This is a genomic window from Vibrio campbellii CAIM 519 = NBRC 15631 = ATCC 25920, from assembly GCF_002163755.1.
Taxonomy (GTDB): domain Bacteria; phylum Pseudomonadota; class Gammaproteobacteria; order Enterobacterales; family Vibrionaceae; genus Vibrio; species Vibrio campbellii.
The window spans coordinates 885,734-911,201 of record NZ_CP015863.1 but is presented as its reverse complement, the minus strand read 5'-3'; the positions used below and the strand labels follow the sequence as shown (position 1 = coordinate 911,201).

Annotated in this window: 25 protein-coding genes; 15 read left to right on the top strand and 10 right to left on the bottom strand. The window is 44.5% G+C overall.

Translation table 11 applies throughout. From position 1 onward, the window contains the following. Nucleotides 1-141: 141 nt before the first annotated feature. From hemH to htpG, 3 genes are all read right to left on the bottom strand, one after another. Nucleotides 142-1,107, bottom strand: coding sequence for a ferrochelatase (gene hemH / locus A8140_RS04470; RefSeq protein WP_005537061.1), 966 nt, complete (start codon nt 1,105-1,107; stop codon nt 142-144). A 140-nt stretch (nt 1,108-1,247) separates the two neighbouring features. Continuing rightward, the gene (gene adk / locus A8140_RS04465) at nt 1,248-1,892 is read right to left on the bottom strand and encodes an adenylate kinase (RefSeq protein ID WP_005425498.1); all 645 of its coding nucleotides are present in this window, start codon (nt 1,890-1,892) and stop codon (nt 1,248-1,250) included. Nucleotides 1,893-2,210: 318 nt separating this feature from the next. After that, nucleotides 2,211-4,115, bottom strand: coding sequence for a molecular chaperone HtpG (htpG, locus tag A8140_RS04460; protein WP_005534635.1), 1,905 nt, complete (start codon nt 4,113-4,115; stop codon nt 2,211-2,213). Between the two features lie 272 nt (nt 4,116-4,387). On the opposite strand from htpG, the gene A8140_RS04455 reads away from it, so the two are divergent. From A8140_RS04455 to A8140_RS04440, 4 genes are read left to right on the top strand one after another with little or no spacing between them, the layout of a single operon-like run. Further along, nucleotides 4,388-5,260: a winged helix-turn-helix domain-containing protein gene (locus tag A8140_RS04455; protein ID WP_005534638.1), complete on the top strand. Its 873-nt coding sequence runs from the start codon at nt 4,388-4,390 to the stop codon at nt 5,258-5,260. Nucleotides 5,261-5,271: 11 nt separating this feature from the next. After that, nucleotides 5,272-5,787, top strand: coding sequence for a transmembrane regulator ToxS (gene toxS, locus A8140_RS04450; RefSeq protein WP_005534641.1), 516 nt, complete (start codon nt 5,272-5,274; stop codon nt 5,785-5,787). A 46-nt stretch (nt 5,788-5,833) separates the two neighbouring features. Continuing rightward, on the top strand, nt 5,834-6,589 hold the full coding sequence (locus tag A8140_RS04445) for a sulfite exporter TauE/SafE family protein (RefSeq protein WP_005534643.1): 756 nt from the start codon (nt 5,834-5,836) through the stop codon (nt 6,587-6,589). A 23-nt stretch (nt 6,590-6,612) separates the two neighbouring features. After that, nucleotides 6,613-6,891, top strand: a complete 279-nt coding sequence (locus A8140_RS04440; protein ID WP_005534646.1) for an Rdx family protein — start codon at nt 6,613-6,615, stop codon at nt 6,889-6,891. 52 nt (nt 6,892-6,943) lie between these two features. On the opposite strand, the gene yfcE is transcribed toward A8140_RS04440, so the two are convergent. Both yfcE and A8140_RS04430 read right to left on the bottom strand, forming a co-directional pair. Continuing rightward, nucleotides 6,944-7,489 carry a phosphodiesterase gene (gene yfcE / locus A8140_RS04435; protein WP_005534648.1) on the bottom strand — a complete coding sequence of 182 codons (546 nt, stop codon included), beginning with the start codon at nt 7,487-7,489 and terminating at the stop codon, nt 6,944-6,946. 69 nt (nt 7,490-7,558) lie between these two features. Beyond that, the gene (locus A8140_RS04430) at nt 7,559-7,768 is read right to left on the bottom strand and encodes a hypothetical protein (protein WP_005425482.1); all 210 of its coding nucleotides are present in this window, start codon (nt 7,766-7,768) and stop codon (nt 7,559-7,561) included. 349 nt (nt 7,769-8,117) lie between these two features. Between A8140_RS04430 and A8140_RS04425 the strand changes: the two genes are divergently transcribed. From A8140_RS04425 to A8140_RS25350, 6 genes are all read left to right on the top strand, one after another. After that, nucleotides 8,118-9,035, top strand: coding sequence for a TIGR01777 family oxidoreductase (locus tag A8140_RS04425; RefSeq protein WP_005534650.1), 918 nt, complete (start codon nt 8,118-8,120; stop codon nt 9,033-9,035). 37 nt (nt 9,036-9,072) lie between these two features. Beyond that, nucleotides 9,073-9,900 carry an SDR family oxidoreductase gene (locus A8140_RS04420; protein ID WP_005534652.1) on the top strand — a complete coding sequence of 276 codons (828 nt, stop codon included), beginning with the start codon at nt 9,073-9,075 and terminating at the stop codon, nt 9,898-9,900. Nucleotides 9,901-10,355: 455 nt separating this feature from the next. After that, complete coding sequence (locus A8140_RS04410; protein WP_005534654.1) at nt 10,356-11,210, top strand: thioredoxin family protein; 855 nt, start codon at nt 10,356-10,358, stop codon at nt 11,208-11,210. 157 nt (nt 11,211-11,367) lie between these two features. Beyond that, the gene (locus tag A8140_RS04405; protein ID WP_005425470.1) at nt 11,368-12,282 is read left to right on the top strand and encodes an SPFH domain-containing protein; all 915 of its coding nucleotides are present in this window, start codon (nt 11,368-11,370) and stop codon (nt 12,280-12,282) included. 9 nt (nt 12,283-12,291) lie between these two features. After that, on the top strand, nt 12,292-12,753 hold the full coding sequence (locus A8140_RS04400; protein ID WP_005534656.1) for an NfeD family protein: 462 nt from the start codon (nt 12,292-12,294) through the stop codon (nt 12,751-12,753). A gap of 587 nt (nt 12,754-13,340) precedes the next feature. Continuing rightward, entirely contained in the window at nt 13,341-13,517 is a 177-nt protein-coding gene (locus A8140_RS25350; RefSeq protein WP_005534657.1) for a hypothetical protein, read from the top strand. A gap of 77 nt (nt 13,518-13,594) precedes the next feature. On the opposite strand, the gene A8140_RS04390 is transcribed toward A8140_RS25350, so the two are convergent. From A8140_RS04390 to zipA, 4 genes are all read right to left on the bottom strand, one after another. Continuing rightward, nucleotides 13,595-13,957, bottom strand: coding sequence for a DUF2799 domain-containing protein (locus A8140_RS04390; protein ID WP_005534658.1), 363 nt, complete (start codon nt 13,955-13,957; stop codon nt 13,595-13,597). Nucleotides 13,958-14,038: 81 nt separating this feature from the next. After that, the gene (locus tag A8140_RS04385; RefSeq protein ID WP_005534660.1) at nt 14,039-15,424 is read right to left on the bottom strand and encodes a hypothetical protein; all 1,386 of its coding nucleotides are present in this window, start codon (nt 15,422-15,424) and stop codon (nt 14,039-14,041) included. Between the two features lie 513 nt (nt 15,425-15,937). Further along, the gene (gene ligA, locus A8140_RS04380) at nt 15,938-17,950 is read right to left on the bottom strand and encodes an NAD-dependent DNA ligase LigA (RefSeq protein WP_005534662.1); all 2,013 of its coding nucleotides are present in this window, start codon (nt 17,948-17,950) and stop codon (nt 15,938-15,940) included. A gap of 88 nt (nt 17,951-18,038) precedes the next feature. Next, entirely contained in the window at nt 18,039-19,010 is a 972-nt protein-coding gene (gene zipA / locus A8140_RS04375; protein ID WP_005534665.1) for a cell division protein ZipA, read from the bottom strand. Between the two features lie 250 nt (nt 19,011-19,260). Between zipA and cysZ the strand changes: the two genes are divergently transcribed. From cysZ to crr, 5 genes are all read left to right on the top strand, one after another. Further along, nucleotides 19,261-20,004: a sulfate transporter CysZ gene (gene cysZ, locus A8140_RS04370; RefSeq protein WP_005534666.1), complete on the top strand. Its 744-nt coding sequence runs from the start codon at nt 19,261-19,263 to the stop codon at nt 20,002-20,004. Between the two features lie 165 nt (nt 20,005-20,169). Next, nucleotides 20,170-21,138 carry a cysteine synthase A gene (gene cysK / locus A8140_RS04365; protein WP_005534670.1) on the top strand — a complete coding sequence of 323 codons (969 nt, stop codon included), beginning with the start codon at nt 20,170-20,172 and terminating at the stop codon, nt 21,136-21,138. A 298-nt stretch (nt 21,139-21,436) separates the two neighbouring features. After that, the gene (locus A8140_RS04355) at nt 21,437-21,694 is read left to right on the top strand and encodes an HPr family phosphocarrier protein (protein ID WP_005436894.1); all 258 of its coding nucleotides are present in this window, start codon (nt 21,437-21,439) and stop codon (nt 21,692-21,694) included. A 139-nt stretch (nt 21,695-21,833) separates the two neighbouring features. Beyond that, a complete protein-coding gene (gene ptsI / locus A8140_RS04350; RefSeq protein WP_005534672.1) occupies nt 21,834-23,558 on the top strand; it encodes a phosphoenolpyruvate-protein phosphotransferase PtsI in 1,725 nt (574 codons plus the stop codon). A gap of 105 nt (nt 23,559-23,663) precedes the next feature. After that, on the top strand, nt 23,664-24,173 hold the full coding sequence (gene crr / locus A8140_RS04345) for a PTS glucose transporter subunit IIA (protein WP_005425608.1): 510 nt from the start codon (nt 23,664-23,666) through the stop codon (nt 24,171-24,173). A 98-nt stretch (nt 24,174-24,271) separates the two neighbouring features. Here crr and A8140_RS04340 read toward each other — a convergent pair whose 3' ends face one another. Continuing rightward, nucleotides 24,272-25,396 (bottom strand): flagellin, encoded by a 1,125-nt coding sequence (locus A8140_RS04340; protein ID WP_038863073.1) that lies wholly within the window; start codon nt 25,394-25,396, stop codon nt 24,272-24,274. Between the last annotated feature and the right edge of the window lie 72 nt (nt 25,397-25,468).

Sequence of the window (25,468 nt, the reverse complement as noted above, 5' to 3'; positions counted from 1 at the left end):
AATTAATAGCCTTACTTAGCCAGTACTGTGTTTCTTGCAATAAAGGGGCATTATCAATAAACATGATTGAAAGGGTCGCGATTGCGACCCTTTTTGTTTTCTACAACCCAAACTAACTTGGAAGTGGATACAAGTTTCGCTTTAAAGCTTAGAGCGAACGAGCTCAACCATCATCTCGATGTGCTCATCATTGTCATTCAAGCACGGGATGTAACTAAAGCTCTCACCACCGGCTTCCAGGTAAATCTCTCGGCACTCTTCTGAGATTTCTTCCAATGTTTCCAAACAGTCTGCAGAGAAAGCTGGCGTAATCACGTTAAGTTTCTTCTTACCTTGGCTTGGTAATACTTCCAGCGTCTTATCCGTGTATGGCTGTAGCCATTCTTCACGACCAAAACGTGATTGATATGTCATTCCAATTTGTGCTTCACTCAAACCCAGCGCTTCACCAAGCAAGCGAGTCGTCTCTTCACAATGCTTAGGATAAATATCACCATTGTCTGCATAACGCTTAGGGATACCATGGTAAGAGCAAAGTAGGTAATCGCCTTGACCATGCTCTGCCCAATGGTCACGAACCGATTGCGCAAGTGCTGCAATGTATAAGGGATGGTTGTGGTAATCACGAATAAAGCTGAACTCAGGCATTACTGGCATCTTTTTGAATGCCTTCGTCATACCGTCTGAGACTGCGGCCGTAGTTGTACTCGAGTATTGCGGGTAAAGCGGTAATACAATCACTTCCTCTACGTCTTGTGCAATCAGCGATTCAAAACCAGATTGTAAGCTTGGATTACCGTAAGTCATACCCAGTTCAACTGGCATATCGAGTGCTACAGCTAACTTGTGAGCTTGTCGTTTTGAGTAAACCATCAGAGGAGATCCCTCTTCCATCCAGACGGACTGATACAGCTTAGCGACTTTCGGCGAGCGAATTGGCAAGATGACACCGTGAAGAATCGGACACCAAAGCCAACGCGTCATATCAACGACACGATGATCATGAAGAAACTGACTTAAAAAGCGTTTTACTGCTGGTGCAGTTGGCTCATCAGGCGTACCTAAGTTAACCAATAACACACCCTGTTTATTATTGTTGTTTTTCATAATATCCTACTCATGGTGAACGGCTTGCATTGTACGGTGGAGCAAACCAGATGGTTCATCGTACTTACAGGCAAAAATAAAAAAGCGACCCGAGGGTCGCTTTTAAATATATCAAAATATTAAATTTCGCCGTTAGCTAATTATGCTAGTGCTTTCTCAATATCTGCGCTTACTTCTGCAACTTGCTTAGTGCCGTCGAATTTAAGGTACTTAGTGTTACCAGCTTCAGCTTCTTTACCGTAGTAGTTGATAAGTGGTGCTGTTTGCTCGTGGTAAACACCTAGACGTGCACGTACTGTTTCTTCTTTGTCGTCATCACGAACAACAAGATCTTCGCCAGTTACGTCATCTTTACCTTCCACTTTTGGTGGGTTGTAAACAACGTGGTAAGTACGACCTGAAGGAAGGTGAGCACGACGACCAGCCATACGCTCAACAATCACATCGTCAGCTACGTCAAATTCGATTACGTAATCAACGTCAACGCCCATCTCTTTTAGGCCGTCAGCTTGAGGGATAGTACGAGGGAAACCATCAAGTAGGAAACCTTTTTCGCAATCGTCTTGAGCAATACGCTCTTTGATTAGACCAAGGATGATCTCATCAGAAACTAGCTGACCAGCGTCGATAACAGCTTTAGCTTGTTTACCAAGCTCTGTACCTGCTTTGATAGCAGCACGAAGCATATCACCAGTAGAGATTTGTGGAATACCGTATTTATCCATGATGAAGTTTGCTTGTGTGCCTTTACCTGCACCTGGAGCACCTAGAAGAATGATGCGCATGATTTATCCTCTTTAATATTTAAGATTTATACCGAAGCTCACAATAGCTGGACTTCTAGGAATAACCCCACGAAGCACTGGCAACGATAAGTTTCGGTATAACGTTTAGGCGAGCCAAAATACACGCCTTATTACTCACATTCAAGTGTTGAGATTCTAACACAGGTTCACTGCGCTATGAGCAGATTAAGACTAAAGAATGTTAGCGATGCCAGCTTTCACGTCTTGTTGATTACTAACTCAACACTTAAAGTGTGAATCTATGCGTTTACAAACAAAAAGCTCGCATTTCGCGAGCTTTTTAGGGGTATTGAGTTATTAAACCTTAGTCAAAAGCTTGTTGATGGCACCAACGAATTGCGAAGGATCTTCCATCGAACCACGCTCAGCGAGCATCGCTTGGCCCAGTAACACCTCAACCCAGCGACCAAACACTTCTTCGTCCGCTTCATCCGCCATGCGTTTCACTAGTGCATGCTCTGGGTTAATTTCGAAGATGTATTTCACTTCTGGTACCGCTTGGCCAGCCGCTTCAAGAAGCTTCGCCATCTGCGTGCCCATTTCGAAATCATCCGTCACGACAACAGCGGGTGTTGTTGCCAGTTTAAAGGTGGTGCGAACTTCTTTCACACGGTCACCTAGGTAAGACTGAGTGCGTTCAACAACAGACTTAAACTCTTCTTCCGTTTCTTTCTGTTTTTCTTTTTCCGCTTCGTCTTCAAACTTGCTTAGGTCTAAGCCCGCTTTCGTGATCGACTGGAACTGCTTACCATCAAACTCTGTTAGGTAGTTCATCAACCACTCGTCAATTCGATCGAACATCAAAATAACTTCGATGCCTTTCGCTTTGAATTGCTCTAGGTGTGGGCTGTTCTTCGCCGCAGCGTAACTGTCTGCCGTTAGGAAGTAGATCTTGTCTTGACCTTCTTTCATACGTTCAACATAAGAAGCCAAACCAACGGTTTGTTCTGCTGAGTCCACTTCAGTAGATGCGAAACGCAATAGACCAGCAACTTTCTCTTTGTTTGCCATGTCTTCTGCAACACCTTCCTTCATCACAAGGCCGAACTCTTTCCAGAATGATTGGTATTTCTCTGTATCATTCTTTGCCATGCGCTCTAGCATAGTAAGCACACGCTTGGTACAAGCATTACGTAATGACTGAGTGACTTTGTTATCTTGTAGGATTTCACGTGATACGTTCAAAGGCAGATCGTTTGAATCGATCAGGCCACGCACGAAGCGCATGTAAGAAGGCATAAACTGCTCAGCGTCATCCATGATGAACACGCGCTGTACGTACAGTTTCAGACCCGATTTATGATCGCGGTTCATCATATCCCAAGGTGCTTTCGCTGGGATGTAAAGCAGACTGGTGTAGTCGTTCTTACCTTCTACGCGGTTGTGGCTCCACGTAAGAGGATCTGCAAAATCGTGAGAAACGTGCTTGTAGAACTCTTGGTACTCTTCTTCAGAGATCTCTGACTTATTGCGCGTCCAAAGTGCTTGAGCTTTGTTGATCTGCTCCCACTTCTTCTCACCCGTTTCTTTGCCTTCATCATCACGAACCGAAGTTTGGATAGAAACAGGGATACCGATATGGTCAGAGTATTTGCTGATCACATCGCGTAGACGCCATTCGTTTAGGAACTCTTTACCTTCTTCACGCATGTGAAGCTCGATGTCCGTACCTCGAGAATCTTTGGTAATGGTCTCAACGGTGTAGTCACCTTCGCCAGCAGACTGCCATTGCACCGCCTCATCAGCAGCGAGACCAGCCGCGCGAGTGCGCACAGTCACCGCATCTGCAACAATAAATGCTGAGTAGAAACCCACACCAAACTGACCGATAAGTTGAGAATCTTTGCTCTGATCATCTGACAGCTTAGAGAAAAATTCTGCAGTCCCTGATTTCGCGATGGTACCTAGGTGTTCAATCACATCATCACGGCTCATACCGATGCCGTTGTCAGAGATGGTTAATGTGTTCGCGCTTTCATCGAACGCAAGCTTCACGCCTAAGTCAGCGTTGCCCTCATATAAATCTGGCTTAGATAGCGCTTGGAAACGAAGTTTATCTGATGCGTCGGACGCGTTTGAGATCAGCTCTCGTAGAAAAATCTCTTTGTTGGAATAAAGAGAGTGAATCATCAGATGAAGTAGTTGTTTTACTTCCGATTGAAAGCCACGAGTTTCTTTGTTGTGAGATACGGTTTCGCTCATGTTTGCTCCATAACATCTAAACTAATTAGACTTTTAATGACAAAGCCCTAACCGCCGCTTCATAAAAGCGGCATTACTAAGATGTCATTTAACATGTGGCTGACAAATGTAAATTCAAGGTCAATATTGCTAAAAACGGTGTTTTTTTAGAAAATTTTAATTATCCTACATGTCTAAAAGCATCTAAAACGTGGCACATGTCCTTTTGCGTACGCCTTGTTATGTGACGCAAATCACTATAATTACAGAATCATCCATCTAAGAAGAACTAAATGACTAACATCGGCACCAAATTTCTGCTTGCTCAAAGATTCGTCTTTGACCCAAATAGTAATTCGCTCGCTGACCAACAAAATGGCAACGAAGTTGTACGATTAGGCAGCAACGAAAGCCGTATTCTCCTCATGTTGGCAGAGAGACCTAACGAAGTGATAACACGTAACGAACTGCATGAGTTCGTTTGGCGTGAACAAGGCTTTGAGGTGGATGACTCAAGCTTAACTCAAGCGATCTCTACACTGCGTAAAATGTTGAAGGATTCAACAAAATCACCAGAATTCGTTAAAACCGTGCCAAAACGCGGCTACCAACTTATTTGCTCTGTTGAGCGTTTAAGCCCGCTTTCTGCTGACTCTACCCCTGATATTGATGATCAAGAAGAAGAGAACGAAGCGCCAGTGGTTGATTTAGGGCAATTTGCCGAAGCTACCACAGAAACGCAAGCAGACATCGCTCCAGAAGCCGCCGCTCCAGTAGAAAAGCCGAAGCCAACACCAGCGCAGAAGAACGCGAACTGGCTATTCCGTATTTTGGTTGTCGTTGCTTTGCTGCTGCCAGTCTGTGTACTGATGTTGACTAAGCCAGCAGAATCTCAATTCCGTCAAATTGGTGAATACCATAATGTGCCAGTAATGACGCCAATTAACCACCCTCAATTAAATAATTGGTTGCCTTCCATTGAGCAATGTATCCAACGTTATGTCGAACACCACGCCGCGGAATCTTCACCAGTCGAAGTCATCGCGACAGGTGGTCAAAACAACCAACTGATTCTGAACTATATCCACGATAGCGATCATTCATACGAGAATGTCACGCTGCGTATTTTCGCTGGTCGTAATGACCCAACCGACATCTGCAACTAAGGGAGGCTGAAATGAAGATTAAAATAGCATCTGCGGTTTTGGCCGTATCCATCCTTTTTAGTGGCTGGCTATATTGGGGCAGTGACCTAAAAGTGGAACAGGTTCTGACTTCAAACGAATGGCAGTCAACCATGGTGACACTCATCACCGACACTCTGCCAGACGATACAGTTGGCCCACTACGCAAAGTTAATGTTGAGTCGAATGTGAAATACTTACCTAACGGTGAGTACATTCGTGTGGCGAACATTCAATTGTTTGCTCAAGGCTCAAATACTGAATCAACCATCAATATCTCTGAGAAAGGTCGTTGGGAAGTAAGTGATAACTACTTGCTGGTTTCGCCTTCTGAATTCAAAGATATCTCAGCATCGCAATCGAAAGACTTCTCTGAGTCACAGCTTCGTCTCATCACACAAATCTTTAAGTTGGATGCAGAACAAAGTCGCCGTATTGATGTAGTCAACGAAAAAACACTACTACTGACTAGCCTGAACCACGGTTCTACGGTACTGTTTAGAAACTGATTTTGATTCAATGATAAGGGGCCAAGATGGTCCCTTTATTTTTCGCATGGATTGGCTAGATACTCTCACTCTCTTCTTCGGTTCCCTCGTTGCAAATACACTCGCTTCTCTCTCTGGCGGCGGTGCAGGATTATTGCAATTTCCATTATTGATCTTTCTCGGCTTACCCTTTTCTGTCGCTCTTGGAACACACAAAGTGGCTTCCGTCGCGCTGGGGCTTGGCGCTGCAAGCACGCACCTCAAAGCCGGCACAATAAAACCGAAGATCGCGCTTTATCTGATTCTAGTCGGTAGTATTGGTGTCGTGATTGGTGCAAATCTGATTGTCCAAATATCTGACGATATCGCAGAGAAAATGCTCGGCGCGATGATCCTTGCTCTCGGCATCTATTCCCGCTTTAAAAAAGAACTTGGCCAAGTCGAGCTTGCGATCCATCGAGACACATTGGGTTGGATCATCGGCGGATTAGGATTGATGCTGATAGGCGTCGTGAATGGTTCGCTAACTGCAGGTTCAGGTCTCCTCGTGACGCTGTTCCTCGTGCGCTGGTTTGGTTACGATTACAAACAAGCAGTGGCTTACACCATGATCTGTGTCGGTCTGTTTTGGAATGGTATTGGTGGTGTTGCCGTCGTACAAGCAGGCGCTCCGATTCATTGGGCATGGCTACCCGTGCTGTTATTGAGTTCATTTTTAGGTGGCAGTTTAGGTGCGTGGGCAGCAACTCGATACAGCAATCGCGTTATCAAGATTGCGTTTGAGCTCCTCACCTTTGCAGTCGGCATCAAACTGCTACTTTAGTCTTTTGAGAAAGGAAATGAGAAATGGATAAAGCCATTATAGACATTTACTACTGTCGCCAGTGCAATTGGATGTTGCGCTCTAATTGGCTATCGCAAGAGCTGCTTCATACGTTCAGTGAAGAAATTGAGACCGTCAGCTTGCACCCTGACACAGGTGGTCGTTTTGAGATTTTATGCAATGGCACGCGTATTTGGGAGCGTAAAAAAGACGGCGGTTTTCCTGAGGCTAAGGTCCTTAAACAACGAGTAAGGGACATCATCGACCCAGAGCGTGATTTAGGCCATTCAGATACAAAATAGGGAGCCAGTGGCTCCCTATTGTTTGATATCTATGTGCTCTATGACTCGTTGATTAGATCGTGGTTTGAGCCAACACTTCACCTTCCGGGGTTTGCACCATGAGTGTATTGCCTTCCATTAGACCAAAGCTACGCGACAAACCATTTCTTGGGAAAGTCATCGAACCAGGGTTGAAGATCACTGCCCCGTCCTGCATTTCGGCAACAGGCACATGAGTATGACCATGAGCAATGATGTCACCTTCACGCAGTGGTGGACGTTTTGCACTGTTGTACAAGTGCCCATGAGTAAGGAACATGCGCTTACCAGATTCGAGTAGTATCCACGAATAATCCATCATCATCGGGAAACTCAACAGCATTTGGTCAACTTCGCTGTCACAGTTACCACGTACAGAAATAATCTGATCGCTGTATTGGTTCAGTAACTCAGCGACTTGAGGTGGGTTGTAACCTTCTGGGATAGGGTTTCTTGGCCCATGGTTTAGCGTATCCCCCAACAAGATGAGATGATCGGCACCAGAGGCCAAGTAAAGCTGAATAGTTTCTTCGGTTGCTGGCAAAGAGCCGTGCAAGTCTGAGGCAAAAAATAGTTTCACGACATCGTCTCCTCAAAAAATATGAGGCTATTCTACGGCATTCTTATAGAAGCTCAACCGAAGTACCTATTAATGGCTGCGTAGCATTTCCACCAGCATTGGCACTAGATAGAACCAAGCGACATAGCCAACACCAGCTAAAACGACGATCCAAAAAATGAACGATAGAAACTTCGACTTCGCTAAATGGTTGAGCGGATCAGGCTCACCACATCCGGGGCAAGTATGAGCTCGTTTTGAAATTTGTTTTTCACAAACAGGACAAGCAACTAGCGGCATGACATGACATCCTCAATTATTCTTTAATTCTCAAAGAATAAGCCTCAGATTGCAGATATGCAATGGCACAACTAAGCCATAAATGCTTCCATACACACCACCTACCCGAGTGCCTTTTTCTTTTAGAATCAGCATCGCATAGTTTCTCCATGCTAAGTGTGAGCAACACTCAAAGTCTGATAACATTTGTTACACTTGTTCAAACGGCGAACTTCGCACCGCTTGGGAAGAAAACACTTCTAACTCGTTAGGAACTAATAATAAAATCGACATTGCAAGTCATTGATATGATCATGCAAGACGGTTAACGACTATAATGTCTGAATGGTTTCACACTCAAAGGGATGACATGAAGATACTACTGACTGGCGGAACAGGCTTTATTGGTTCTGAGCTACTCAAAATGCTCACCACTCATCAAGTCATTTTGCTGACGCGCACCCCCGCGCAGGCAAAACAGCGACTTCAGCATGCCGATGTCGGTAATATTGAATACCTTGATTCCCTCGATTCACTGGAAGATCTCAATGATGTTGACGCAGTAATCAACCTTGCAGGTGAGCCCATCGCAGACAAACGCTGGAGTCAGGAACAAAAAGAGATCATCTGCAACAGTCGCTGGAAAGTGACCGAGCGCATTGTTGAACTGATCCACGCCAGTACCGAGCCCCCTTCAGTATTCATAAGCGGCTCTGCGGTTGGCTATTACGGCGATCAACAAGACCATCCCTTTGATGAATGTCTACACGTAAACAGTGAGGCCTTCGCTCATTCTGTGTGTGCTCGATGGGAGCAAATCGCCAAACGAGCAGAATCGGAGCAGACACGTGTGTGCCTATTACGAACTGGGGTTGTTCTTGGCCCTAATGGTGGTGCTCTCGCCAAGATGCTGCTGCCTTATAAACTGGGCTTAGGTGGCCCGCTAGGCAGCGGTAGACAGTACATGCCTTGGATTCATATCTTGGATATGGTTCGCGCCATCATGTACTTAATCGAAACGCCGCATGCGCATGGCGAATTCAACTTGTGCGCTCCACACCCAGTTAGCAACAAAATTTTTAGTGGCACATTGGCCAAGACTCTTAAGCGTCCGCATATTTTGTTCACCCCGAAATGGGTGATGAACGTGGCAATGGGGGAATCTTCTTGCCTGCTATTTGATAGCATACGCGCAAAACCGAAAAAGCTTACCGAGCTTGGCTTTAAATTCAGTTACTCCCGAGTGGAGCCTGCACTCAAGAACTTGCTTCAAGATAGAAGTTGTTGAATCATAAGGCTCATGAACTCTCAGTGAGCCCTAAACTATGAAAAAGTCTGTTCTTATCACCGGATGCTCTACCGGCATCGGTTACGTATGTGCCCACGCTTTGCAAAAGGAAGGCTTCCATGTCATTGCTTCCTGCCGACAAGACCAAGACATTGAACGCCTAACCAACGAGGGCTTAACGTGTATTAAGCTGGACCTGAATGATCCTAAGAGTATTTCGTCCGGCGTCGCTCAAGCGCTCGAGTTTGCTGAGGGTAAACTTTATGCCGTCTTCAACAATGGCGCTTACGGCCAACCAGGTGCTTTGGAAGATTTGCCGACAGTTGCCCTTCAAGCACAATTTCAAACCAACTTCTTCGGCTGGCACCAACTCGTAAGAGAAGTGCTGCCGCACATGCGTAAACAAGGTGAAGGGCGCATCATCCAAAACAGTTCCGTACTCGGCTTTGCCGCCATGAAGTATCGTGGCGCCTATAACGCCTCTAAATTCGCGCTAGAAGGCTGGACAGACACCCTACGTTTGGAACTGATGGACACCAACATCAAGGTAGCATTGATCGAACCAGGGCCGATAGAGACCCAGTTTAGACAAAATGCCTTAAAGGCGTTTGAGCAATGGATTGATGTGGAAAGCAGCGCCCACAGAGCAGCTTACGAGGGCCAAAAGCAGCGTTTAGATAACGACAAGTCGAACAACAAGTTTGTGCTTCCTGCTGAATCTTGTATTGAGCCCGTGCTTCACGCACTCACCAGCGATAAGCCTAAGATTCGCTACAGAATCACCACACCAACCAAAGTCTTTGCCGTTTTAAAGCGCCTATTACCCACTCGTCTTCTTGATAAAATTTTGCGACAAGCAGCATAAAAACTTTTTATCACAATGTAATTTTACCGTAACAATGTGATGTCATTATGAGCATGTAGGTTAAAAAAACCTCAATGTTCGAATCAATTTCTAGGTTAGTATCTTCATCCATCGAGCCTGAACGCGATGTGGATACTCACTTTAGATTTGGTATCGCCACCCTTTCTGTTTTGTATTTTCGCGAGACAATAATGACATTAAATCAGCTTAACTGGCTTAGTGTGGGTGTAGTGTTGACCATGTTCATCCTATTTTGATACCACACCCAGCACACAACGATAACGTCTAACAAGACTCTTTAACCCGTGCTGGACTTGCCAAATTTAATAGCACTTTCGCTTGCTATCAAGAATACGCTGCTTCGGCAGCGTTTTTCCTTTCTATCGCTTGAATTTCCCAAATATCAACTCCATATCTACAATCAACAACAAGAAACAAAAAGCAAGGATACTCTGATGCAATCCCCATTTATCGTTGAGTTAACAGAACAAAACTTCCGTGAAACGCTTGAAGGATCAATGAACACGCCGGTGTTGATTCATTTTTGGGCGAGCGCTCAACCAGAAAGTGCGCAAGTGATTCCTGAATTACAAATGCTGGCTCAGCAATACAACGGCGCTTTCACCCTTGCTCTATTGAACTGTGAACAGCAGCCTGCTCTTGCTTCTCAATTCGGCGTACAAGTGCTACCGACCATCGCATTGTTTATGAATGGTCAAGCAGTCGATGGGATGGGTGGCCCTCAGCCAATTGACGCGATTACGGCAATGCTGCAAAAGCATCTACCAAGCCAAGATGAAATGCAGTTGAAGCAAGCCAGCGAACTGCTCCAACAAGGTGAACATGCTCAAGCTTTGGCGATTCTACAAACGTTATCGGAAGAGCTTCAAAACCGTGGTGATGTCAAACTAGCGATGGCAGATTGTTTACTGGAAACCAAGCAGTTTGAATTGGCACAAACGCTGTTGGGTACGATTCCACTGGAATACCAAGACAACTACTACAAAGGTTTGATCGCAAAGTTAGATCTACATCTTCAAGCCGCAGATAGCCCAGAGCTTCAACGCCTTGAACAAGAGCTAGCCGCAAACCCTGATAATTTAGAACTCGCGTGTGAGCTTGCCGTTCAATACAACCAAGTCGGCCGTGATGAAGAAGCTCTTGAGCTGCTTTGGAACATTCTCAAAGCTAACCTTGGTGCCCAAGACGGTGAAGTGAAGAAAGTCTTTATGGATATCTTGAGCGCACTTGGCCAAGGTAACGCATTGGCAAGCAAGTACCGCCGTCAACTTTACTCGATTTTGTACTAATCAAATCTTCGTAAAGTTAAAGAGTTTGAATAGAAAAGGCCGAGAAAAATCGGCCTTTATTTTGTCTGGAATTTATCGAGCCTCTCACTTCTACGATTGTTTCATCAGCCTAAATGAGTAAAAATGAATCAACACTATGCACTTAAGGGAATAGCACATGCCAATTGACTCATTGATCACCATCGGTATTTTCGTTGCTCTAGCCGTTATCCTCCTCGCTTCTGCAGTAAAAACCGTTCCGCAAGGCAACAACTGGACGGTCGAACGCTTTGGTCGTTACACCCATACCCTCAAGCCAGGCCTTAACCTCATCATTCCTTTTGTTGACCGTGTCGGACAAAAGGTCAACATGATGGAGCGTGTACTCGACATTCCAGCACAAGAAGTGATTTCGAAAGATAACGCCAATGTAGTCATTGACGCGGTAGGGTTTGTTCAAGTCATCGATGCCGCGAAAGCCGCTTATGAGGTTAACGACCTAGAACATGCGATTCGTAACCTAACCCTCACTAACATTCGTACCGTACTTGGCTCAATGGAATTGGACGAGATGCTTAGCCAACGTGACATGATCAATACCAAACTGCTCTCTATTGTCGACCAAGCAACCAACCCTTGGGGCGTAAAAGTCACTCGTATTGAAATCAAAGATGTTCAACCACCAGCGGACCTAACAGCAGCAATGAACGCTCAGATGAAAGCAGAGCGTAACAAACGTGCGGAAATTCTCGAAGCTGAAGGGGTTCGCCAAGCTGAGATCTTACGTGCCGAAGGCCAAAAACAGTCAGAGATTTTAAAAGCGGAAGGTGAAAAGCAATCTGCTATCTTACACGCGGAGGCTCGTGAGCGCGCCGCACAAGCAGAAGCAAAGGCGACTTACATGGTATCGGAGGCAATCGCTAAAGGTGACGTAAAAGCCGTGAACTACTTTATAGCCCAAGGTTACACCGAAGCATTGAAGAGTATTGGCCAAGCTGAAAACGGCAAAATCATCATGCTGCCAATCGAAGCCACTGGCCTAATGGGCTCTGTCGCGGGTATCGCAGAAATGTTCAAACAAAGTAAAGACTAAGGTCTGCTTATGGATTTATTTAGCCTATTAGAAGGTGTCACCTTTTGGCATTGGATTGCGTTTGGTCTCGCGTTACTCGCAGTTGAATTGCTCGGGACAGCCGGCTACTTTTTATGGCTCGGCCTCTCTGCACTAATTGTGGGTGCTATCCTGTCTTTCTTACCGATTAGTTGGCAAATGCAATGGTTAGCATTTGCTGCTTTCAGCCTAGTGACAACTTGGCTTTGGTGGCGAAAACAATTGTCGAAGGATCGCAAATGCGATAAAGCTCGCGACCTCAATCAAAAGCATAAACAATTGATCGGCAATATTGTCACTTTGGAAGAAGACTTCACTGTAGGCATGAACCGCTTAAGAGTTGCCGATACGACTTGGTCTGCCGAATCAGAACACGACTTACCGGCAGGAACTCGAGTCGAGATTGTGGCTGTAGAGGGCATCATTCTCAAGATTAAGCCGGTTTCTCGCTGATTTGTGTCAAAATAATAGGGTGCAAAGCACCCTATTTCATATTTATTCTAACTACCTCTTTTATTTCATTGAGTTATTTAAATTATCCATAAAAATTAAGTAACAGAAATATTATCAACATCCTCTCTTTTTCATCCAATCTTCATTTATTAAAATTGCACAATTCAGACACATAGAAAAATATAACTCCTTTTTCGAAATCTAAATTTATTTTAAAAAATAAAACACTGTTGAATTTAATTTTGATCTTTCTAGTTCTCTATACATACTTAACGCATAAGCATGTCAATTAGGTGCTTATATTTTTTAAGGTAAGTAAGAGGAAGTACTATGAAAAAGACAATGATGTTATTCGCTGTCGTCTTGTTTTCATCGAGTGTGTTTGCCTACACAGGCTCTAACGGCAACAGCGCGACAGGACCTAACGTGCAATGCTACCTGCCAGATGGGACTAGCGATTACATGCCCATAGTATTATGCCAACATCAAAATGGTACGATAAAGAAATAAAACAATTCTAACTTTAAATTGAAAGATCAGTTAATTATTCAGCCTAAGCTGGGTATTAATGAGTGGGAGGATTCACCATGAAAAAGATTGCTGCTTTATTTATCGCGTGCTTTATTTTTGCATCTCCAATTTCTTTAGCACAAAGCTCAGCGGGGCACGTATTCGGTGCCGGCGTAGATTGCACATTTGATGATGGTACAGTAAAACATTTGCCACGTGAATTATGTACAATGTACGGTGGTACATTTAAATAAATAACCTTATCAATGGTTATAACGAAGTTTATCTACTTTTACGTTGATAAGCTTCGTTGGCCATTAAATGAATAAATTTAGAACTTGTAGAAGTCAGAACCGATAAATGCATCCCACCCTCTTTGCCATTCCGCTTTGATCATGACTTCTTGAGGCTGACCTGCACATTGGTCAGTGTAACGAGCACCTTGGATACCTTTTTCAAATGCTTTGAAAGGATCACAGAACTCTGCTTTACCTTCTTCATAGCCCGCCTTGTAGGATGCTTCGTCAAAAGAAACACTTTCTTTTAAGTTAGCTAAAACATCGTTGTCGTAGCGGTAGCCATTTGAACCAAAACGTTCACCTTGCCCATACCAATACTCGGCTGGAGTTTTAGGTGCAGTACTACAAGCTTGAAGAGATAATAATACAAATGGAATAATCAGTGCTTTCTTCATAGTTAGATCCCTGGCCTCTGAAACAAAAAAAGCTGAGCGTTTGCTCAGCTTTTTAGACACTATCTAGCGTTTACAGTTCGATTATTTAACAGCAAAAGGAATTGTTAGTGCTAGCTTGAAATCTTCTTCATCTTGGAACAAGTTAGTGTAACCCGTCCAGTTCGGAGCATTTGTATCGTTGTAGTAGTTGGTGTAGTAGAAGCTAATGTTAGCATCTTTTAGCGCACCAGCTTGAATTGCGTAGTTTGCAAATAGGCTGTACGCGTATTCAGTAAGATCATCGTAGCCTTGAGCAGATGAACCGAAGCCGTAAGCACCACTTAGACCAGCGCTAAAGCCTTTACCACCGATGTCAGAGAAGTCACGAGATACAGAACCAAATACCGCTAGCTCTTCATCGTGGTTAAAGTCAGAACGGTTATTCCACCAGATTTCGTATGCACCGTTTGAACCACCATATTGGCTAGTTAAACGGTAAGCCATGTTACCAACATTTGCTGGGTCACCAGAGTCTGCGCCAGTGTATGTTGCTTCAGCGCGGTATGAGTATTGACCAGAAGAGAAGCTTGTCAAAAGTGCTAGCTGGTATGCAGTGCTATCATACTGTTCGCTATCATCAACGATGTACAGTTGAGGAGACCAGTATAGACCACCTTCTGTTGTACCTTTCAATTTGAAGTGAGCGTTCCAACGGTCACCATCAGATAGACCACCGTATGCCGCATCTAGAGAGATACCGTTATCTAAAGTGTAACGACCACCTACAGAGTAAAGTGTTCCTGCGTCTTCACCCTTAGTTGTTCTGAATTCGTAAGTTTCTTTAAACCACGGTGCTTTGTATTCAGTCGCAACAACCAAACCTAGGTCAAAACCACCGATTTTTCCGCCAACTTGACCACCTAGGTAAGTACCAGGAGCGAATGACCAGTTAACACCTAGAGAGCTAGGTACAGATGGTTGAAAGTAACCAAGTTTCGCAGTAGCAGAATCGCCTAGTTTGAACTTCGCTGCCGCAGTAGCAAATGAAACGCCATTGTCTGTACAGTCAGTCCATACATCAGAACATGCGCTGTCTTTCGCTTTTTTATCGTATGGGTTGTTAACACCCCAGAAGTTCATTTCGTGATCTGCACCACCGTTTTGCCACATGTCGAATGTGCTGTAGATAACAATATCAAGACCAGCAACACCGCCAACATAGCCAGAGTTGAAGCCTAGGTTTGCAAAGATAGAACCATGGTCTAGGTTCGTTACCTTTTTGGTGTCGTTACCATTTGCATCTACATTACCACGGTCACGAGCACGCATCCAAAAGTTAAGGTTACCGCTAATAGTCGACTCAGAGAAAAACTCTGAAACTGCGCCAGCGTACTCTGGGCCTAATGGGTCTTCAGCCATTGCTGGTGCAGCTACTACTGCTCCCATCATTGCCGCCGAAAGAGCTGATACTTTAAAAAATTTGTCCATGGAAAAAAACTCCTAAAAATGGGTATAGCTGTATTTTTTTATCTCACCTTAAGTTGGCCGCCGAAGGGGAGAAGTAAGTTCCTGAATAAACCTAAATCATCTCTAATTTAGTTATTTTTAGCTCCTGCATACACACCGTGTATCCACGCCATTAAGACTAACTTCGCATCTAAAAACATCCAAACGGAACTTATTTTTTTTCTAAAAAAATATGACCAACGCCAAAGTTCCATATAAGTTGTTGATCCAGATCTTATTTTTAACACCAAAGACACAATTAAACTCCAACCCCTTATTATTCAGTTACTTGAAGAGATTCGACAACGCTCAATTTGAAGTCGATCGCAGACTTTTTTGCTATGAGAGATGAATAACTGAAGGAGAGATCCTGATCACTGAAATCAGTAAAAGGCGCATTGGATGGCTATTAGGTGACTTTTTAATTGCAAAGAAAAAGCCCTAAACGACTGGCATTTAGGGCTTTTAGTTATTTTTTAGCTTTTTTGATAAGCGCTATTTCATTAAGTTGAGCAAGTCTTGTTCAGTTTGAATCTCAATACCTAGCTCTTGTGCTTTTGCAAGCTTAGAACCAGCATTCTCACCAACAAACAAAATGTCTGTTTTCTTCGATACACTACCCGTTACTTTCGCGCCTAGATTCTGTAATGCTTCTTTCGCTTCTGAGCGACCTAGTTGAGAAAGGGTGCCAGTTAATACAACCGTCTTGCCTTCCAATGGTAATTCAACACCTTCTTGTGGTGCTGCAATCTCTGGCCAGTTGATGCCTTGTGCTAGCAAGTCTTGAACAACGGCTTGGTTTTTCTCTTCACCAAAGAACGTCGTAATGTGTTTTGCTACAATCACACCAATGTCCTGAACTTCAATCAATTGCTCTTCTGTTGCTTGCTGAATTGCATCTAGGTTTTTGAAGTATTGTGCTAGGTTGGCCGCTGTCGCCTCCCCGACTTCACGAATACCCAGCGAGTACAAAAAGCGTGGCAACGTTGTGAGTTTTGATTTTTCAAGCGCATTAACAACGTTGGTTGCCGATTTAGGCCCCATACGCTCTAGTACTGTTAAGACACCCGCAGAAAGCTTGAATAAATCAGCTGGGGTTTCCACCATCTCACGATCCACTAGCTGTTCAATCACCTTGTCACCCAGGCCATCTACGTCTAACGCTTTGCGGGAAACAAAATGCTTTAACGCTTCTTTACGTTGTGCCTGACATACTAAGCCACCAGTACAACGTGTTACCGCCTCCCCTTCGATACGCTCAACGTGAGAGCCACATACCGGACAAGCATCTGGGAAAAGGATTTCACGAGCCGTTTCAGGGCGACGCTCTTTGATAACAGACACCACTTGTGGAATCACGTCACCAGCACGACGAATAACAACTTGGTCACCGACCATCACTTGCAAACGCTCAATCTCGTCTGCGTTATGAAGTGTCGCGTTAGATACCGTTACGCCGCCAACAAATATTGGCTCAAGCTTGGCTACTGGTGTAATCGCGCCAGTACGACCAACTTGGAACTCTACTTCGTTCAGTGTGGTGATTTCTTCCTGAGCCGGGAATTTGTAGGCAATCGCCCAACGAGGAGCACGAGCAACAAAACCTAAACGCTCTTGAATCGCAATGTCGTCCACTTTGATAACGACACCGTCAATTTCGTAAGCCAAAGCTTCACGGCGAGTAAGAATATCTTGGTAGTACGCTTTAACCTCTTCCAAGCTATCGACTCGCTTGGTTTCTGGACACATCGGCAAGCCCCACGATTTGATTTGCAAGAATCGTTCGTAGTGACTGTTAGCAAGAGTTGCCCCCTCCACAACGCCAACACTGTATGCATAAAAGCTTAGAGGACGTGAAGCCGTGATACGAGAATCTAATTGACGTAGGCTACCTGCTGCCGCATTGCGTGGGTTAACAAAAACTTTCTCGCCTTTTTTTCGTGCGTTCTCGTTAAGTTTGTCAAAACCGGCTTTTGGCATGAATACTTCACCGCGCACTTCTAGACGCGTCGGCCAGTCTTTACCTTGTAACTTTAATGGAATAGCACTGATGGTTCGTACGTTCTCAGTGATGTTTTCACCCGTCGTACCGTCACCACGAGTCGCAGCTTGCACCAATACACCATTTTCATACAGTAAGCTCACGGCCAAGCCATCAAGCTTAGGCTCGCAACAGTATTGTTTAATGGTATGGCCAACGACACGGTCTTGAGCTCGTTTATGAAAGCCATCTAGCTCTGCATCATCAAAAGCATTGTCTAATGACAGCATTGGCACTTCGTGAGTAACTTGGCTGAATTCAGACAATGGCTGCCCACCAACACGTTGGCTTGGAGAATCAACAGTAACCAGTTCTGGGTGTTCGGCTTCAATATCCAATAGTTCACGCATCATACGGTCGTATTCTGCATCTGGAATCTCTGGGTTATCTTCCACGTAGTAACGAACAGCGTGGTAATGCAGCGACTCTTTTAGTTCTTCTAGTCGCTGAAGTACTGATTCAGACATATTAAAGCCCCGTGTATATTCATCAATGAGGTTGGGAATCTAAGAAAAAAGGCTCCTAACGGAGCCTTTTCATTATTTGGTGTTAAGGTTATGCGTTAGCAGCATTAAACTCAACTATTTGACGGCGATATGATGCTAATCGATCTGGTGTCATCAAGTTTCGTTGATCATCCAGAACGTTACCGCCCATATCGTCAGCGATTTGTTGCGCAATGCGCAGCATTAGGTTGAAGTTTTGGTCTGCTTCACCGTAGCAAGGTAGCGTCATGAAGAACGAAATACCTTTGGTGCTAAATTCTGCTGGGTCGCCATGCTCTAGCGTACCTGGTTGCATCATATTGGCTACGCTGAATAGCACTTTGCCGTTACCAGACAAATCTACATGACGATGGAAAATGTTCATCTCGCCATAAATGAGGCCATTTTGTTGCATGCTGTCGAATAATTGAGTGCCCACAAAAGGCTCGTCGCCAGCGCAGTGGACGTTCAATACAATCACTTGCATTTCTGGTTCAGGCTTCGGTTCTTCGACAACCGGATCAACGACCACTGGTGTAACTTCCTCTTCTGGCGTTTGCGCTGCTAAAGGAGCTTCAAACACTGGCTGGAGAGTTTCTTCCACAACTTCTGCGACTTCTTCTTTTTCAGCAAAAGCCTTCGCAGGTTCTTGTAGTACAGGTTCGACTTGCTCGTCATCCGTCTTCGTCGCAACAAACGCTGGAATCTCTTGCTCTTCTCTCTGCTCTTTGTCTTCTTTTGCCTCAAGGACATCATCGATCAGAGGATCAGACGAGAATTTGTTATCGAATGAATTTTCCATCCCAAAATCTGGCTCTTTGCGATCTTTACGAATGATTTCAAAATCGTCTTCTGGAGCAGGAGCAAAATTGCGCTCTTGTTCAGGAGTGTCTTTATCCTCTTGGTCAACGTCCAACTTGCCAAGTGGCTTGTTACCAAATTTTGCTTTGCCTTCTTTTTTGCTTGTCCACAAACCATGAAACAGCAACGCGGCGATGGCTAATGCGCCAACAACAATGAGTACGAATCGCAATTCCTGCATTATTTACTCTCAATCTACTTGTTCTTACTACTCGCACATCCTTGAGCAGCAACCCAAGTGCAATAAATCCGAATGATGCTTTTACTTTACCAAAACTATATGTAGGTTTAGAACAACTTAATGCAAGAAGTTCCGCTTTTTGTTGTGATTCTTGCCACGATTCCACTTTACAAGACCTAAATTGTTAGGGCATTGAAAGAAAAGCATCCACAGGTACAATGAGTTTTCACTTACACGAAGCAAAATGGATATGAAGTCGAATAATCAGCCTAGAACCGGATTCGGTTACTTCCTATATGGAATTCAAATAGCACTTTCTCCAGAGATACGTCGCTTTGTCGTCTTGCCACTGCTTGCCAACATCTTGCTTGTTGGTGGTGCTATCTTCTATTTATTCTCTCATCTCGATGTTTGGATCGAGAGTTGGATTGGCAAATTGCCTGAGTTCCTCTCATGGCTTACCTACATCTTGTGGCCAATTTTGGTGTTGACCATTCTTGCCACCTTCTCTTACTTCTTCAGCACATTGGCGAACTTCATCGCCGCACCATTTAATGGTTTGTTGGCTGAAAAGGTCGAAGAGTCCCTCACTGGACAAAAAGTCAATGACGATGGCTTTGCAGCTTTGATCAAAGATGTGCCTCGAGTCATAGCCCGAGAATGGCGCAAGCTGCTATATGTGTTACCAAAGGCGATCGGTTTATTTTTGCTGCTACTCATCCCAGCATTAGGCCAAACCGTTGGGCCTTTCTTGTGGTTCATCTTCACTGCGTGGATGTTGGCAATTCAGTACTGTGACTATCCATTTGATAACCATAAAGTGCCTTTCAATGACATGCGTTACAAATTGAAACAAAAGCAAGGTAAGGCATACGGCTTCGGTGTACTGGTTTCTGTCTTTACGACCATTCCAATTCTTAACCTCATTGTGATGCCAGTTGCAGTATGTGGTGCGACAGCCATGTGGGTGACAGAATTTAAACATCAACAGTAGCCCACTTTTAAACCTATTCAGGGAAGGCAGAATCAGCCTTCCCTTTTATTTTGCTCATTTCTCGACCAACCTCATAAGATATAACTTTTTAATCCTTTTCCCTTTTTTTTATACCGCATATTCTTCTAACCATATTCACAAAACGTGTAATGAAGGAACATCACTATGAGCAAGATCTACGAAGACAACTCTCTTACCATTGGTAACACGCCACTCGTTCGCCTAAACAAAGTGAGCAACGGTAAAGTTCTAGCGAAAATCGAAGCGCGTAACCCAAGCTTCAGTGTTAAATGTCGTATCGGCGCGAACATGATTTGGGAAGCAGAAAAAGCGGGAACGCTTAAGCCAGGCGTTGAGCTAGTTGAACCAACAAGTGGTAACACAGGTGTTGCGCTTGCATTCGTAGCAGCAGCTCGCGGTTACAAGCTAACACTGACTATGCCTGAGTCTATGAGCCTTGAACGTCGTAAACTTCTTAAAGCACTAGGTGCAAATCTAGAACTAACAGAAGCAGCAAAAGGCATGAAAGGCGCGATCGCGAAAGCAGAAGAAATCGTTGCAAGCAACCCAGACAAATACCTTCTTCTACAACAGTTCAACAACCCTGCTAACCCAGAGATTCACGAAAAGACGACTGGTCCAGAAATCTGGGACGCAACTGACGGCGAAATCGATGTATTCGTAGCAGGTGTGGGTACGGGCGGTACGATCACAGGTACAAGCCGTTACATCAAAGGCGAAAAAGGCAAAGCCATCACTTCTGTGGCAGTAGAGCCAGCTGAATCACCAGTGATTGCACAAGCGCTAGCGGGTGAAGAAATCCAACCAGCACCACACAAAATCCAAGGTATTGGCGCAGGTTTCATCCCTGGCAACCTAGATTTGGAACTTCTTGACCGCGTCGAGCAAGTCACTTCTGAAGAAGCGATCGAGATGGCTCGTCGCCTAATGGAAGAGGAAGGCATCCTAGCAGGTATCTCTTCGGGCGCCGCCGTTGTTGCAGCAAACCGTCTTGCAGAACTCCCTGAATTTGCAGGAAAAACTATCGTAACCGTTCTACCAAGCTCTGGTGAACGTTACCTAAGTACAGCGCTATTTGCTGGTATCTTTACCGAGAAAGAGAACCAACAGTAATATGTGGTCAAATCAATTTTTCGTTTAAAAAAGCCCCGTTCAGGGGCTTTTTTGTTGATCCCTGCCCCACCTTTGGTAATATCAGGGTGTTTTATTTTTAGGTTCAAAATAAAGAATCTAAACCAAAAAGGTTTCAGTGTGATTACGCACGCAAACAGTTGCGTAATGACCAAACTTTTGACTAGTATCAGTTCTGACACGCTTTGAACTCTCCCGTGCTAGCGCACAAGGTGTAAAGCAGTTAAGCTAAAACTTAGTCATAAACTAACAAAAAAATACATTTATTGGGGTATATCACATGTACGAGAAGCAAGTAGAAATCACAGCAGAAAACGGTCTTCACACTCGTCCAGCTGCGCAGTTCGTAAAAGAAGCTAAAGCATTCGACGCGGACATCACTGTGACTTCTAACGGTAAAAGCGCAAGCGCTAAGAGCCTATTCAAGCTGCAAACACTAGGCCTAGTAAAAGGTACTCTAGTAACTATCTCTGCTGAAGGCCCACAAGCTCAGCAAGCAGTTGACCACCTAGTTGCTCTAATGGACCAACTACACTAATTCGGTCTACTATTTCAGAAGCCATTTTGTGAAAGCAAAATGGCTTCGTTGGAAATAGGCTCAAAACTAAGCTAATACTATTCGTTAGCGCACCCATTATTCTCCCGTTTTATAAAGTTGACCAACTTAAGGTAAGGCTATGATTTCAGGCATCCTAGCATCTCCTGGTATTGCAATCGGTAAAGCACTACTACTTCAAGAAGATGAAATTGTCCTAAACACAAACACTATTTCTGATGATCAAGTAGAAGCAGAAGTTGCACGTTTCTTTGACGCTCGTAACAAATCTGCAGCTCAGCTAGAAACTATCAAGCAAAAAGCGCTTGAAACTTTTGGCGAAGAAAAAGAAGCGATCTTTGAAGGTCACATCATGCTCCTTGAAGACGAAGAGCTAGAAGAGGAAATCCTAGCACTTATCAAAAACGACAAGATGACTGCTGATCACGCGATTCACTCAGTGATCGAAGAGCAAGCATGTGCTCTTGAGTCTCTAGACGACGAATACCTGAAAGAACGTGCAACTGACATCCGTGATATCGGTTCTCGTTTTGTTAAAAACGCACTAGGTATCAACATCGTTTCTCTAAGCGATATCGATCAAGAAGTTATCCTAGTAGCTTACGACCTAACACCATCTGAAACAGCGCAAATTAACCTAGACTACGTTCTTGGTTTCGCTTGTGACATCGGTGGTCGTACTTCTCACACTTCAATCATGGCTCGCTCTCTTGAGCTTCCAGCTATCGTTGGTACTAACGACATCACTAAGCAAGTTAAGAACGGCGACATGCTGATTCTTGATGCGATGAACAACAAGATCGTCATCAACCCATCTGACGCTGAACTAGAAGAAGCAAAAGCAGTTAAAGCTGCATTCCTTGCTGAAAAAGAAGAGCTAGCTAAGCTAAAAGACCTATACGCAGAAACAACTGACGGTCACCGCGTAGAAGTTTGCGGTAACATCGGTACTGTTAAAGACTGTGACGGTATCATCCGTAACGGTGGTGAAGGTGTTGGTCTGTACCGTACTGAATTCCTATTCATGGACCGTGATGCGCTTCCAACTGAAGAAGAGCAATACCAAGCTTACAAAGAAGTTGCTGAAGCAATGAACGGCGAAGCTGTGATCATCCGTACTATGGATATCGGCGGCGACAAAGATCTTCCTTACATGGATCTTCCAAAAGAGATGAACCCGTTCCTAGGCTGGCGTGCAGTACGTATCAGCTTGGATCGTCGTGAAATCCTACGTGACCAGCTACGTGGTATACTACGTGCATCTGCACACGGTAAACTACGTATCATGTTCCCAATGATCATCTCTGTTGAAGAAATCCGTGAGCTTAAGCAAGCAATCGAAGAGTACAAAGCAGAACTACGCGCTGAAGGTCATGCATTCGACGAAAACATCGAAATCGGTGTAATGGTTGAGACTCCAGCTGCAGCAGCTATCGCGCACCACCTAGCGAAGGAAGTTGCTTTTTTCTCTATCGGTACAAACGACCTAACTCAGTACACACTAGCGGTTGACCGTGGTAACGAGATGATTTCTCACCTATACAACCCACTATCTCCAGCTGTACTTACTGTGATCAAGCAAGTTATCGACGCTTCTCACGCTGAAGGTAAGTGGACTGGTATGTGTGGTGAGCTAGCTGGTGATGAGCGTGCAACACTTCTACTTCTAGGTATGGGTCTGGACGAATTCTCTATGAGCGGCATCTCTATCCCTAAAGTGAAGAAAGTTATCCGTAACTCTAACTTCGCAGAAGTGAAAGCAATGGCTGAAGAAGCACTTTCTCTACCAACAGCAGCAGAAATCGAAGCAGTTGTAGAAAAGTTCATTGCAGAGAAAACTCAATAATCAACTAATTCCAATGAGATAGGCGCTCAAAAAAAGTCGTCTATCTCGAAAGATTGGTATACTATAATTCGACAGAATTAAATAAAACGTTAGGAGCATGACACAATGGGTCTGTTTGACAAACTTAAGAAGCTAGTATCTGACGACAGCGCTGACGCAGGTGCAATCGAAATCATCGCACCACTTTCTGGTGAGATCGTGAACATCGAAGATGTGCCAGATGTTGTTTTCGCTGAGAAAATCGTTGGTGATGGTATTGCTATCAAACCTGCTGGTAACAAAATGGTAGCTCCTGTAAACGGTACTATCGGTAAGATCTTCGAAACAAACCACGCGTTCTCTATCGAGTCTGACGACGGTGTTGAGCTATTCGTTCACTTCGGTATCGACACTGTTGAACTGAAAGGCGAAGGCTTCAAGCGTATCGCAGAAGAAGGTCAAACTGTTAAAGCTGGCGACACTGTAATTGAATTCGATCTAGCTCTTCTAGAAGAGAAAGCGAAATCAACGCTAACTCCAGTTGTTATCTCTAACATGGACGAAATCAAAGAGCTGAACAAGCTTTCTGGTTCTGTAACTGTTGGTGAAACTCCAGTTCTACGTGTAACTAAGTAATTTTTACTTAGCCGAACACGAAAGAAACGCTGCCAATGGCAGCGTTTTTTATTACCTGAAACTTTTGTTCTTGAGCGATGTTCATCGCTGCAACCTATTCAACTAAGTAAGCCAAGTGCCGAGCTCGGTCTCTGCTTCGCTTGGGCTAGCAATGCGGTAGTTGCATCTTGCAGTACTTGTGAACGCACCATCTCCGTCGCTTCTCGCGCAAAATCCGTATCTCGTATCCGCCCTTTTGATTCGGTCACACTTCGGTTCACCGTGTTAAGGTTATCCATGGTGCCACTAATCCGGTTTTGAAAGCCGCCTATTTCACTTCGATGTGAATCAACGTACTTAATCGCGGCATCAATTACCCCAATTGACAGCTGTGCACCACCAGCAGTCGACATATCGATATCGTCCATGGTGACTAACCCACCAGCAGTAACGTCAAGCTCATCCGCTAAACTGCCCTTTAGTTCCACACCCTCTGGCGCATTCAGCGTTGAAGCAAAAAATTGCAGCTCATTGTTTTCCGTTACTGAGGCACTCACTATCGATTGCTGCGCATTGATGTAAGTGGCAACTTGCTCGATGCGGTCTCCTAGTTTGAGCCTAATAGATTCAGTTTGAGATTGCCCTTTGCTGTCTTGATATTCAAGTTTGAGGGTTTGATTATCTTTAGTGACTCGCCAATCTTTATCGACCGCATCACTTACATAATGCTGTCCTCCCATCTCTGGAATATGGCTACGCATGTTGCGTAGCGTCAAAGAGATTGAGTTGGCATTCGCGCCAATATGGAAGCTTTGTGAACCGTAAGATCCATCAAATAGGTTTTTATCTGCAAATGTCGTCGTGATCGCGACACGATCTAGCTCATCTTGCAGCGCTACAACCTCGTACTGAATACTTTGCCGGTCACTTGAATCATTGCTGCCATTTGCTGCTTGTAGCCCTAGAGAGCGTAAGCGTTGCAATATATCGCTACTCTCATGCAAAGCGCCTTCTGCGGTTTGTGCCACCGAATATGCGTCGTGCGCATTTCTCAAGGCGACATCAAGCCCTCTTGTTTGAACATTAAGAGTATTGGAGATCTGTAGACCAGCAGCGTCATCACTGGCGGAGTTAATCCGATACCCCGAAGTGAGATTGCGCTGCGATTCTATGTTTTGCTCAGCTGCGTGACCGAGGTGTCGCTGCGTCATCATCGCAGTGACATTGGTATTTAAAGAGACCATCTAATCGATACGAACTCCTTGTTCCCGTCCTGTACGGTGTACCTAATGCGTGATTTGAATAAGCAAAAAGCC